This is a genomic window from Agrococcus sp. Marseille-P2731 (assembly GCF_900117395.1).
GTDB lineage: Bacteria > Actinomycetota > Actinomycetes > Actinomycetales > Microbacteriaceae > Agrococcus.
This window is the reverse complement of record NZ_FPEG01000003.1, coordinates 240922-253294: the sequence shown is the minus strand read 5'-3', so window position 1 is coordinate 253294 and position 12373 is coordinate 240922. Positions and strand designations below refer to the sequence as shown.

At 70.8% G+C, this 12373-nt stretch carries 10 protein-coding genes; 5 read left to right on the top strand and 5 right to left on the bottom strand.

The annotated features are described in order from the left end of the window. The first annotated feature begins 19 nt into the window (after nt 1–19). Entirely contained in the window at nt 20–1093 is a 1074-nt protein-coding gene (locus tag BQ6202_RS09380) for a glycosyltransferase family protein (RefSeq protein WP_072314218.1), read from the top strand. Here the strand turns inward: BQ6202_RS09380 and BQ6202_RS09375 are convergent. Then, a complete protein-coding gene (locus BQ6202_RS09375; protein ID WP_072314217.1) occupies nt 1025–1987 on the bottom strand; it encodes a hypothetical protein in 963 nt (320 codons plus the stop codon). The genes BQ6202_RS09380 and BQ6202_RS09375 overlap by 69 nt on opposite strands. Beyond that, nucleotides 1984–2994, bottom strand: a complete 1011-nt coding sequence (locus BQ6202_RS09370; RefSeq protein ID WP_442855770.1) for a glycosyltransferase family 2 protein — start codon at nt 2992–2994, stop codon at nt 1984–1986. The genes BQ6202_RS09375 and BQ6202_RS09370 overlap by 4 nt, the downstream gene beginning before the upstream one ends. Before the next feature lie 80 nt (nt 2995–3074). Here BQ6202_RS09370 and BQ6202_RS09365 point away from each other — a divergent pair, with 80 nt between their 5' ends. Beyond that, a complete protein-coding gene (locus BQ6202_RS09365) occupies nt 3075–4589 on the top strand; it encodes a glycosyltransferase family 39 protein (RefSeq protein WP_143143710.1) in 1515 nt (504 codons plus the stop codon). Between the two features lie 27 nt (nt 4590–4616). On the opposite strand, the gene BQ6202_RS09360 is transcribed toward BQ6202_RS09365, so the two are convergent. Then, complete coding sequence (locus BQ6202_RS09360; RefSeq protein WP_072314214.1) at nt 4617–6020, bottom strand: cell wall-binding repeat-containing protein; 1404 nt, start codon at nt 6018–6020, stop codon at nt 4617–4619. Between the two features lie 95 nt (nt 6021–6115). On the opposite strand from BQ6202_RS09360, the gene BQ6202_RS09355 reads away from it, so the two are divergent. The 3 genes from BQ6202_RS09355 to BQ6202_RS09345 are packed head-to-tail and all read left to right on the top strand — an operon-like array spanning nt 6116 to nt 10151. Beyond that, on the top strand, nt 6116–7105 hold the full coding sequence (locus BQ6202_RS09355) for a hypothetical protein (RefSeq protein WP_143143709.1): 990 nt from the start codon (nt 6116–6118) through the stop codon (nt 7103–7105). 48 nt (nt 7106–7153) lie between these two features. After that, nucleotides 7154–8020, top strand: a complete 867-nt coding sequence (gene rfbA, locus BQ6202_RS09350) for a glucose-1-phosphate thymidylyltransferase RfbA (protein WP_072315080.1) — start codon at nt 7154–7156, stop codon at nt 8018–8020. Between the two features lie 58 nt (nt 8021–8078). Next, nucleotides 8079–10151, top strand: coding sequence for an acyltransferase family protein (locus BQ6202_RS09345; RefSeq protein WP_072314212.1), 2073 nt, complete (start codon nt 8079–8081; stop codon nt 10149–10151). 51 nt (nt 10152–10202) lie between these two features. On the opposite strand, the gene BQ6202_RS09340 is transcribed toward BQ6202_RS09345, so the two are convergent. Both BQ6202_RS09340 and BQ6202_RS09335 read right to left on the bottom strand, forming a co-directional pair. Beyond that, nucleotides 10203–11414, bottom strand: a complete 1212-nt coding sequence (locus tag BQ6202_RS09340; protein ID WP_072314211.1) for an ABC transporter ATP-binding protein — start codon at nt 11412–11414, stop codon at nt 10203–10205. Next, entirely contained in the window at nt 11414–12346 is a 933-nt protein-coding gene (locus tag BQ6202_RS09335; RefSeq protein WP_234946177.1) for an ABC transporter permease, read from the bottom strand. Before BQ6202_RS09335 ends, BQ6202_RS09340 begins: the two co-directional genes overlap by 1 nt. Between the last annotated feature and the right edge of the window lie 27 nt (nt 12347–12373).

Sequence of the window (12373 nt, the reverse complement as noted above, 5' to 3'; positions counted from 1 at the left end):
CTGATCGGAAGGAAGCCGCGTGCTCCGGATCGCCGTCGTGACGTGCTACCGACAGCCCGACTACGTGCGGGCGATCACGCTCCGCGACGCGGTGGCGGACCTCGGCCACGAGGTCGTCGTCGTGAAGAATCGCTCGACGGGCGTGCGCCGCTACCCGGAGGTGCTCGCCCAGCTGTGGCGCGTGCGCCGCGATCGGCCGGATGCCTACATCGTCACCTTCCGGGCGTTCGAGATCCTGCCGGCGGTGCTCGCGCTCGCCGGGCGCAGGCCCGTGATCTACGACGAGTTCATCAACCCCGTCGAGTGGTTCGTCGAGGAGCACGGGAAGCTGCGGGCAGGCGGTGTGCCGGCTCGCGCGCTGCGGGCCGCCTTCCGGCTGCTGATGCAGCGGTGCGCCAGGGTGCTCGCCGACACCGCGTCCCACGCCGACCACGCTGCTGGTCTCATGGCGCTGCCGCGCACCCTCTGGTCGGTCGTGCCGGTCGGCACCGATGAGGCGACCTTCGCCCCTGCGCCGCGGGAGCCCGCATCGCCCCTCCGGGTGCTCTACTACGGCTCGATGCTGCCGCTGCACGGCCTCGACGTGCTGCTGGACGCGGCGGTGCTGCTGGCCGAGCGCGAGGACATCGTGTTCGACGTCGTCGGCGGGGACGACGACGCCAGGGCGCTCGTGGACGACGCGGTCGCGCGCGGTGCTCGCATCGACTACCGGTCCTGGGTGCCGTACGAGCAGCTGCCCGCGCTCTTCTCGACCACCGGCCTCGCCATCGGCGGTCCGCTGGGCGGCACCGTGCAGAGCCGCTACGTCATCACCGGCAAGACCTACCAGTTCCTCGCCTCCGCAGTGCCGACGCTCGTCGGCGAGAACCTCGAGAGCGGGGTGTTCAGCGATCGACGCGACGCGCTCGTCGTGCCGCAGCGCGACGCCCGCGCGGTCGCGGAGGCATGTGAGTGGGCGGCAGATCACCCCAGGCAGCTCGCGCAGGTCGGGGAGCGCGGCCGAGCGCTCTTCGAGCGGCTCTGGTCACGCCCGCGGATCGCCCGCGCTCTCGGTGCCGCGCTCGCCGACATCGCTGCGCTGCGCCGGGCCTGAGAACATCGCCCGCAGGTTGAACAGGCTCGACAGCAGGAAGAGCACGCCGAGGAACAGCACGTAGAACGCGCGATCGACGATGCCGGCAGCGACGATCGCGTCGAAGCCCACCCCGTGGAGCGTCTGCGCGAAGCCGAGGAACGCCTCGCGGAAGCCGATGGCGCCCGGGGTGATCGAGACGAAGAGCGACAGGTTGGCGGACGCGCTGTAGACGAGGCTCTGGAGCGCATCGGCGCCGGGTCCCGCGATCGCGTTGAGCTCGACGAAGTAGACGGCCGCCATGAGCAGCGCCTGCACGGCGGTGACGGCTGCGATCAGCGCGGTGGTCACGCGTCGGCCTGCTCCCGACCGCCAGGCGACCACGCCGATGACCGCCACCGTGACGATGAGGCCGAGCATCGTGAGCCACGGCAGCGTGCGGGCGAAGAGCAGCGAGACGTTCACGGCGCCGAACGCCAGGTAGTAGACCATCGTCGCCAAGGTGAAGTCGCGCAGTCGCACCCCCACCTTCGCCTTGAGGTAGGCGGCGCGCACGCCCGGCCCGCTCTGGAGCGGCCCGAAGAAGTTCGCGACCGTCGAGTAGACGGTCAGCAGGAGTCCTTCTCGGCCCCCGATCCTGGCGGCGCACCAGCGCACGGTCAGGATCAGGATGATCCAGTGGGTGGCGACGATGACGGCGTAGAGCGCCGCGAGCCAGGCGAGTGCGGCGGGCCCCACCGCCAGCACCTCGCCGATGATCTCGGGTCGTACCGCGACGTAGATCGCGATGAAGCCGGCCACGAGCACCAGCACCGCGATGGCCAGCGCTCGCTTGTGGCGCCCCACCCAGCGGGCCGGCGGGCTCCCCGCCAGCCGCGTGAGCATGGCCCGCGCGCGGGCGAGCCGCTCCTTCACGCCGCGGTCGCGTCCTGCTCGGGCGCGGTGGCCTCCGTGACCCAGTTGCGCGTCGCGCCGTAGCGGTCGAGCTTGTCGAGCTCGAGCGAATCCTCCTGCAGCGATCTCGTGATGCGCGTGAGGTCGGCGATCGCACCCAGCGCGAACGACAGCAGCGCGCCGACGAACAGCAGCACGCCGAGCAGCAGCGACTGCACGTGGCTGCCGGGCGTGCCCGTCAGGATGAGCACCAGGTATCGCACGAAGGGCACGGCGCCGGCGACCGTGAAGAGCGCGCCGAGGGTCGCGAACAGCGCCCACGGCTTGTACATGAAGTAGGCCCGCAGGATCGCGAAGCCCGACTCGCGCATGTGCTGCCAGATGTTCTTGAAGAGCCGCGACTCGCGCGTCTTGGGGTTCGTGGTGATCGGGATCGAGGTGATCGCCAGGCGCTTGTTGCCCGCCTGGATGATCGTCTCCATGCAGTAGCTGAAGGTCGTGACGATGTTCAGTCGGATCAGCGCGTACTTCGAGTAGGCGCGGAAGCCGCTCGCGGCGTCGGGGAGATCGGTGCCCGCGGCGCGGTTGACCACCCAGCTGCCGAAGCGCTGCATCGCCTTCTTGAAGGGCGAGAAGTGCTCGATCGTCTTCGTCTGGCGATCGGCGACCACGATCTCGGCCTCGCCGCGCAGCACGGGCTGCACGAGCTCACCGATCATCGCTTGCGGGTACTGGTTGTCGCCGTCCGTGTTCACGACGATGTCGGCGCCGTGCGACAGCGCATACTCGACGCCGTCGTGGAACGACCGCGCGAGCCCCATGTTGCGGCGGTGCCGGACGAAGTGGCGGACTCCGTGCGCGCGAGCAACCTCGACCGTGCGGTCGCTCGAACCGTCGTCGATGATGAGGATGTGGATCTCGTCGACACCCGGGATCTCCTTGGGGATGGTCTCGAGCACCATCGGGAGCGTCTGCTCCTCGTTCAGGCAGGGGATCTGGATGAACAGCTTCACGGGGTTCCGTCTCACGGGGCCCCAGCCTACCGCTGGCGGGGGCGCGCGGTCGCTAGACTGCCAGGGGCGCTTCGCCCGGAGACAGGGGTGAGGCAGTGCTTCTCGAACGGATGCGCGTCGCGGGCGACCGCGCGGTCGCCGCGGCGGAAGCGGTGCTCAGAGGCATCGGCAGCCGGTGGATGACGGCGGCGATCGTCCTGTGGCTCGCCCTCGGCGCGGCATGGATCGCCGTGATCGCCAGGGCCGGCATGGTGTTCGACGAGCAGTGGCACCTCGAGTCGATCGCCATCTACGGCGGGCACCCGGCGCCGTGGTTCGAGGAGACCGTCCCCCAGGAGGGTGTCGGCGCGATCAGCCGCAGCAACTCCTACCTCTACCACTTCGTGATGTCGTTCCCGGATCGGTGGATGGCGGACGCGGGCGCCGGCGACCTCGACCGCATCGTCATCCTGCGACTGCTCACCGTCGCGATGCACGCGATCGCGCTGCTGTGCATGATCGAGGCGGTGCGGGCCGCGGGTGTCTCGCGCACCGTCGCGAACCTCTCGGGCCTCGCGTATGCGGCGCTCCCCGTCACGCCGTTCCTGGCGGCGCAGGTCAACTACGACTCCGCGATGCTCATGCTCGTCGCGGCGTGCGGCTGGGTGACCGTGCGGCAGTGCACCAGACGCGACGACGGCCGCCGTCACCTGACCTGGATCGGCGTGCTCGGCGCGGTCGCTCTCGGCCTCGCGGCCGTGCTGACGAAGTTCCACGCGGCGCCGATCGTCCTCGTGCTGCTCGGCTTCATCGTGATCGCGATCGTGCGGGACCGCTCGCTGCCGCGGATGCCGTCCCGCACCTCGCACCGGATCGCGCTCGGCGTGGTCGCGCTCGCGCTGCTCGTGCTCATCGCGCTGTGCGTCGAGCGCTACGTCGGCAACCTGCTGTCCTACGGGTCGCCGTCGCCCGACTGCGCTGCCGTGCTCGACGAGCTGCGATGCTCGACCTACGGCGTCTGGGAGCGCAACCGCGTCGCGGACGCGGCCTTCCCCGACCTGCCGGTCGCGGTCGGCAACGGGGCGGAGTTCTTCTTCGACGTGTGGGTCCCGCGGCTCATGCTGTACCTGCAGGCGGTCTGGTTCTGGCACGCGCCTCCGCTCGTCTCCACGGTCGTGACGGTCGCGATCCCGATCGCCGTGATCTCCGTGCTCGCGATCGCCCTCGTGACCGGTCCGACGGCCCCGCGCCGCCGCGCCCTGCTGCCGCTCGTGCTCTCCAGCGCGGTCTACGTCCTGTTCCTCTTCTGGCACAACTACGGGGAGTGGCGCGCGTTCGGTGAGCCGTACGGCGTGCAGGGGCGATACCTGCTGCCCGCCGTGGTGGCGGTCACCGCGCTCGCGATGCACGGTGCCGCCGACTCGCTCCGCCGCGCGCGCTTCGCCCCGGTGGTGCTCGCGGTGGTCGCGCTCGGGATGCTCGCGCTCGCGACCCAGGGCGGGGCGCAGGCGTTCATCATCTCGGCGCAGGGCAGCTGGTACGAGCCCGGGGTCGCCTTCGGGGACCTCATCGAGTCCGTGCAGCGCTTCGTCGACCGCTTCGTCGCGCAGGTCGAGGTGCCCTCGATCTAGCGCGGCCCGCTCCGAGCCGCGCGAGGCTCAGACGGTCCCGAAGACCACGACGTAGTACCAGGATCCCGTGCTCGACCGGGCGACGCCGACGCCGTAGTGGTCGAAGGATCCGCGCTCGATGATCCGCGCATGCGGGGCGGAGTTCATCCACCGCGTCACCATCGCCTGCGGATCCGCCTCCGCGCCGACCGTGCGGCCCACGATCTCGCTCCAGGACCGGACGGCGCACGCGCGTGCGTGCGTGGTGAGGTTCGGGTTGTGCACCGTGCCCGCGAGCTGACGGGACGCCATGTGGTTGGCCCATCCCTGCGCCGCGGAGTCGAGGCACGAGTGCCGCGTCAGCGGGTCGACCGGCACCTCGAGCGCAGCGCGCTCGACGTTGATGAGCGAGGCGACCCCCTGGAGTGCGGTCTCGCGGCCGCAGCCGATCAGGTGCGCAGCTGTCGTGCTCACGGACGGCAGGCCGCCCAGCGCGATCACCCCGGTGGCGCTGATGCGGCGCATGTCCCACAGCACCGCGTCCGCGGAGGCGCATGCGGGGGTGGTGAGGTAGAGCGGACTGCCGGTGAGGCCCGAGACGACGGCGCCGCCGAGGGCGTCGGGGAATCCGGCGCCGCTCGCGAGCAGGATGCGGCCCGTCGACGTCGAGGTGGTGAACCTGGTGTTGACCGCGGCTGCGGTCGCGTAGCGGTCGCGGCCCTCGATCCGCTCCACCGCCCTGCCTGTCTGCCGCAGCATCGCCTCGACCCGGGTGTCGACGGACGCGGCCGATCCGACGATGATGTATCGGGTCGTGGCCGGCAGACGCTCCTGGATCTGCCGCGTGAACTGCTCGTTCGCGCCCAGGGTGAGCACGAGGCCGTGGCCCTGGCGCGCGGCGACCGCGCCTGCGGCGAGGGCGTCCGGGAAGTTGCGGCCGCTCGCCACCCAGACCACGCCTGCGGAGGCCCGCCCTCGAAGGCGATCGAGCAGCTGCATCGCGGTGTCGACGCGGTTCGTGCCGGCGATGCGCACGATCTCGGCTCGGGGCGCCATCGCCGCGGCCTGGGCCTGGATCCGGGGGAAGAGCGTCGGCTCCCCGCCGACGAGCACGACGTGGGCCGGGGCGAGCCGCCGGATCTCCTGCTGGACGATCGCCGGGATCTGGTGTCGCGTCGTGAGCAGCATGCGACCACGCTCCGCGGCGACCACCGGGGCGGCGGCGAGCGCGTCGGGGTAGTCCTCCCCGGAGACGAGGAAGACCGTGTCCGTCGCACCGGGGATCGTGCGCGACATGTTGACGCTCGTGGAGTATCGGTCCTTGCCGGCGACGCGATCGACCTCTCGCACGGCGTGCGCGGGCGCGGTGGGGGCGAGCATCGTGGCGATGGCGACCAGCGCGACCGCGGTAAGGATGCGCGGCCAGCGGCGCGCTGCAGTTCGAGTGGGCACGGTGGAGCTCCGAACGTGGTGGGGAACACCTGATCCTGTCGCCTCCGTGCCCGGGGCGCAATGTTTCGAGCTGTCCCCCTGAGTAGAGTGCCGCTGTGCCTGCCGCCCGAGACTCGCTCAGCCGCGCCCTTCCGAGCGCGCTCGGCAGTGCTGCTCGGAAGGTCAGCGCGCGAGCCGAGCGGATGGCGCTGCGGGCGCTCGGCGTAGGGGTCGGAGCCGGCCGCTACGACGACCGGCCCGATCTCGCGACCCTGCGTCGGCTCGCCCGGCTGCGCGAGCGCAACCTGCGCTCGCGGGACTCGGTGCTGGGCGACGCGCCCGCCGTCGTGGTGATGACGACCACCGCATCCCGGATCGCCTTCGCCTGGGCTGCGCTCGAGTCGATCGCGGCCGGCAGCAGACGACCGCAGCGGCTCATCCTCTGGCTCGACGACCCCTCGCTCACGACGCTGCCGCGCTCCATCGCGCGCCTCGAGCGGCGGGGGCTCGAGGTCCGCCACGTCGCCCCGGGCCTCGGCGTCCACACGAAGTGGCGCCCGCACGCGCTCAGCGAGCCCTCGCACGCGCTGCCGATGGTCACGAGCGACGACGACCAGCTGTACCCGCACGGGTGGCTCGCCGAGCTGCTCGAGACCGCTGCCGCGCATCCGACGACCGTCATCGCGCACCGCGCGCACGAGGTCAGCGTGGAGGGCGATCGCATCGGCAGCTACCTGAGCTGGACGCCGATCGCGCACGTCGTGCCCAGCTACGCGGCGTTCGGCACCTCGGTCTCCGGGCAGCTCCTGCCGTCGCAGCTCGTGGACGCGCTGCGCGATCGCGGCGACGGGTTCCTCGCGCTCGCGCCCCACCAGGACGACGTGTGGCTGCACGCGACGGCGGTAGCGAGCGGCTTCCGCACCGTCCAGGTGCGGCCGCAGTCGGCGAACTACCCCTTCGTGCCGGGCACCCAGAGCGGCGGCCTCTACATCGGCAACGTCTTCGGCGACGGCAACGACCGGGCGGTCGCTGCGTGCCTCGGCCCGGAGGAGCGGGCGAGGATCATCGCCGACCGCTCGCGAAGCCTGCCGGGAGCCGCGCACTAGACTGTCTCAGCCGCCGGGTGCGGCGAGCGACGACGAAACGGAGTGCGCATGCGCGGCATCATCCTGGCTGGAGGATCGGGCACGAGGCTGTGGCCGATCACCAAGGGCATCTCGAAGCAGCTGATGCCCATCTTCGACAAGCCGATGATCTACTACCCGCTGTCGACGCTCATGATGGCCGACATCCGCGAGGTGCTCGTCATCACGACGCCGGAGTACAACGAGCAGTTCCAGGCGCTGCTGGGCGACGGATCGTCGCTCGGGATGGACATCCAGTACGCCGTGCAGCCGAGCCCCGACGGGCTGGCGCAGGCCTTCATCATCGGCGAGGAGTTCCTCGACGGCGAGTCAGTCGCGCTCGTGCTCGGCGACAACATCTTCCACGGCACGGGCCTGGGCTCGAGCCTGCGGCAGCACCGCGACGTCGACGGCGGCCTCGTCTTCGCCTACCAGGTGGCCGACCCGAGCGCCTACGGCGTCGTCGAGTTCGACGACCAGATGCGGGCGGTCTCGATCGAGGAGAAGCCGGCGCAGCCGAAGAGCAGCTATGCCGTGCCCGGCCTCTACTTCTACGACAACCAGGTGGTCGAGATCGCGAAGTCGATCAGGCCCAGCGCCCGCGGCGAGCTCGAGATCTCGAGCATCAACGAGCGCTACCTGCAGGAGGGGCGCCTGCAGGTCGAGGTGCTCGACCGCGGCGTCGCATGGCTCGACACCGGCACTTTCGAGTCGATGATGCAGGCGAGCGAGTACGTGCGCGTGATCGAGGATCGCCAGGGCTTCAAGATCGGCTGCATGGAGGAGATCGCCTGGCGCGCCGGCTGGATCGACGACGCGCAGCTCGAGCAGCTCGCGCAGCCGCTGCTGAAGAGCGGCTACGGCCAGTACATGATGCGGCTGCTGCAGCGCGGCTGAGCCGTCGCGCCGACCGGCGCCCGCACCACCGTCCACTTCGAAGCAGGGTACGAGCTCGATGACATCCGTCCGCGAACCGGTGAAGACCGGCGGCGCCCAGCAGTACATCGCCGAGATCCAGGGGCTCCGCACCGTCGCGCTCCTGATGGTGGCGACGTTCCACATCTGGTTCGGCCGCGTCTCCGGCGGCGTCGACGTCTTCCTGCTCATCTCGGCCTACCTCCTCACCCGGTCGCTGATGACGGCTGTCGAGCAGCGCAGGGGCGTGCGGGTGATCCCGTTCATCCTGCGGAAGTTTGCCCGACTGCTGCCCGCGGCGGCAGCGGCGACGCTGCTCGCGCTGGGCGGCGCGCTGCTGCTGCTCTCGCAGCGGCACTGGGAGGACCTGGCGCAGCAGGCCTTCGCCGCCATCAGCTACACGATGAACTTCTGGCTGCAGGGCAACGCCGTCGACTACCTCGCGCAGGCGCGGTCGACGGCGAGCGTCTTCCAGCACTTCTGGTCGCTCTCGATCCAGGGCCAGATGTTCATCCTGTGGCCGATCATCCACGTGGTGGTCGCCCTGCTGTTCCGCGACCGGGTGCGGCGCGCGCTGCTCATCGTCTTCGCGACGATCTTCGTCGCCTCGCTGACGTGGTCGGTCATCTCGGTCGCGCAGAACCAGCAGCTCGCCTACTTCGACACCTGGGGGCGGCTGTGGGAGTTCGCCGCGGGATCGATCTTCGCCCTCATCGCGCCCTCGCTGCGGCTCTCGTCGCGCATCAAGCAGCTGATGACCTGGGTCGGGCTCGCAGCGGTGCTCGCGACCGGCTGGCTGCTGCCGGTCGAGTCGGCGTTCCCCGGCCTCGCAGCGCTGTGGCCCGTGGTCGCCGCCGGCCTCGTGCTGCTCGCCGCCGACTCGCCTCGGCAGGAGGGCGATCGCGGCAACGCGCTGCTGCGGCACCCGGTGCTCGAGCGCTCGGGCTCCTACATGTACGCCCTCTACCTCACGCACTGGCCTGCGCTCGTGCTCTTCGCGGCGGCGACCGGCATCGAGCGGCCGAACCCGCTGCAGGGCCTCGGCATCCTCGTCGTCTCCGGGCTCGCGAGCGTGCTGATCTACCACTTCGTCGAGTTCCCGGTGTCGCGCTTCACGCGCCGCAACCGGCGAGGCGGAGGGCCCGCGCTGCTGCGATCGGGCACCGCGCAGCAGCTCATCGCGATCGTCGTGTCGGTCGCGCTCGTGCTCGGGGCGATCGCCGGCATCCGCGCCGCCCTCGACCGCGCGACGGATGAGCAGGCGGCTGAGGGGTCGAGCCTCGACCTGGCCTCGATGGGCGCGAACGCCGACCCCGACCAGGTGTTCGAGACGGTCTACCCGGGTGAGGCCCTCACCGCCTCGTTCGCCCAGGAGCCGGGCGAGGCGTGCGCCGACGACGACCCGTACCTCGCCGGCATCTGCCGCGACTGGGGCCAGGTCGAGTCGCCGGAGCGCTCGATCGTGATCGTCGGCAGCTCGCACTCGGCAGCGATGTCGGCGACGCTCATGGAGACGATCGAGCAGCACCCGACGTGGCACGTGCGCACCTACACCTCACCGGGCTGCTACTTCCACTGGCCGGAGGACAACGCCTGGCCCGAGGACGTCAGCGCGTGCAGCAACACCTGGAAGGTCGCCAACGACTACATCCTGGCCACCTCGCCCGACATGGTCTTCACGATCGCCTCGCTCACGCACACCGACGGCAGCGAGGATCTCTTCGGCGGCAGTTTCCCGGGCTGGGTCAGCTTCCTGCACGAGCGCACCGGCACCCTCGTCGTCGGCCTGCGCGACAACCCCCGCACCGACTTCGACCCGCTCGAGTGCGCGGGCCGTGAGGGCTTCGACAGCGCGGCCTGCGCCTTCGACGCCGAGCTGCAGCGGCCAGACCTGGACGGCTATGCCAGCCAGATCGCCGACGCAGGCGGCCTCTTCGTCGACCTCAACGACCACATCTGCCCCGACGGCCGATGCACGCCGGCGCTCGGCGGCATCGTCACGTACGTCGACAACAGCCACCTCGGCGAGCACTTCGCCAGGTCGCTCGCAGGGCTCTTCAGCGCCGAGCTGCACCGCGACGCGCAGTGGTACCCGGCTGACCCCTGGTCCTGAGCCGGGGCGTCGGGCTCGCGCCGCGATGCGCCGGGCCGACCGGGTCCGGGGTCAGCGCTGCTCGCGGTGCACGCGCAGCGCGGTGCGGGCGGGGCCGACGGATGCGTCGTCGGCCGAGACCTGGAAGGTCGCGGCATCGTCGACGCGCGCGAGCTCGCCGCCGGAGCGGTGCTCGAGCGAGATGCTCGCCGCGTAGGAGCCGGCGCCCAGGTGCAGGTCGGGCATCTCGAAGCGGATGCGGGTGCTGCCGCGCAGCGTGCCGGCGTCGAGGCCGAGGCGCTCGGTGGTGGTGAAGAGGGCGGTCTGCCCGAAGCCGTTGGCGAGCGCGGCGCCCATGCGCCAGTCGTCGACCGGGTCGTGCGCGGTCAGGTCGACCTCGAGGGCGACGTCGTCGCCGACGTCGACGGCGGTGGTGCGCTCGCCGCGGGCGTCGACCATCCGCACGGCGTCGATCGTGACGCGCTCCAGCGGCTTCGCGGTGCGCGCCTCCGCCTCGCGCGCGACCCGAGCATCCTCGTACTCGCGCTGCGAGCGGAAGCCGCCGCGCAGCACGTCGACCGCCTCGATCGGCGGGCCGTCGAAGACGACGGAGCCGCGCGAGAGCACCACGCCGCGCGTGCAGAGGTCGGTGATCTGGCTCAGCGTGTGCGTGACGAGCACGATCGTGCGGCCCTCGCGCTGGAAGGTGCGGATCTTGTCGAGGCACTTCTCCTGGAAGGCCTCGTCGCCGACCGCCAGCACCTCGTCGACGAGCAGGATGTCGGGGTCGACGTGCACGGCGACCGCGAAGGCGAGCCGCACGTACATGCCGGAGGAGTAGAACTTGACCTGCTGGTCGATGAACTGCTCGATGCCCGAGAAGGCGACGATCTCGTCGAAGTAGCGGTCGATCTGGCGCTCGGTGAGCCCCAGGATCGAGGAGTTGAGGTAGACGTTCTCGCGGCCCGTGAGGTCGGGGTGGAAGCCGGCACCGAGCTCGAGCAGCGCTGCCATGCGGCCGCGGCGCTCGACGGTGCCGCTCGAGGGCTGGATGATGCCGCCGATGGTCTTCAGGAGCGTCGACTTGCCGGAGCCGTTGGGGCCGATGAGCCCGATGGTGGAGCCGCTGCCGATGTCGAGCGAGACGTGCTTGAGCGCCTCGAAGCGCTCGGCGTGCGCGCGACCGCGCGCAGCGTTGACGATGCGCTCCTTGAGGCTCTTGTCCTTGCGCACGGTGAAGTGCTTCGACACGTCGTCGAGCCGGATGACGGAGACGTCGGACATCACAGCTCCTGTGCGAAGTCGCCCTGCAGGCGCGCGAACACGCGCTGCGCGAAGAAGAGCGCGATCAACCCCGCGCCCACCGAGATGAGCATGTTGAGCCACAGGTCGGGCACGTGGGCCGAGGCGGCACCGGGCTGCCAGAAGGCCTCCTGGAAGCCGAGCACCGAGAGCGTGACGGGGCTGTTGACGTAGAGCGTCAGCAGCCACTCGAAGGCCGTGCCCTGCAGCTGCCCCTCGACCATGCTGATCGAGTAGAGGATGGGGGAGCCCCACATCACGAGCACGAGCACCACGTCGACGAGGTAGGCGATGTCGCGGAGGTACACGTTGATGGCCGAGAGGAGGATCGCGAAGGCCGCGCTCCAGACCAGGGCGACCACGATGGCGAAGGGCGCGTAGAGCAGGTGCGGGCCGACGGCGAGCGCGCCCGTCACGAGGGCGGCGACGATGAGGATCGCGAGCTGGATCGCGAGCGTGAACATCGCGGGCCCGATGGTCGCGAGCGGGAAGACCTCGCGCGGCAGGTAGACCTTCTTGATGAGGCCCGAGTTCGTCACGATCGAGCTCGTGCCGCCACCGATGACCTCGGCGAAGACCGTGTAGATCGCGAGCCCGGCGAAGATGTAGATGCCGAAGTTCTCGATCGAGCGGGCGGCGCCGAGGAACTGGCCCACCACGATGGCGTAGACGAACAGCATCGTGAGGGGCCGCACGAGGCTCCAGGCGAAGCCGAGCTTCGAATCCTTGTAGCGCGCCTTCAGCTCACGCTTCGTGAGCCTGCCGAGCAGCTCGCGGTAGCGCCAGATGTCGCGCACCGAGGCGACGAAGCCGCCGATGCCGCTCGACCTGGCCCCTGCGTGCTCCCAGGGTGTGCTGGCGAGCTGCTGCGCGCGGCGCGTCGCGACCTCCGACAATGCCAGCTCCTGCCTCACGATGACCCGGTGCCGGCAGCGCCGGCG

Coding starts and splice junctions, on each gene's coding strand:
- rfbA (WP_072315080.1), top strand. CDS start 7,154: ATGCGCGGCATCATCCTGGCTGGAGGATCGGGCACGAGGCTGTGGCCG.
- BQ6202_RS09345 (WP_072314212.1), top strand. CDS start 8,079: ATGACATCCGTCCGCGAACCGGTGAAGACCGGCGGCGCCCAGCAGTAC.
- BQ6202_RS09340 (WP_072314211.1), bottom strand. CDS start 11,414: ATGTCCGACGTCTCCGTCATCCGGCTCGACGACGTGTCGAAGCACTTC.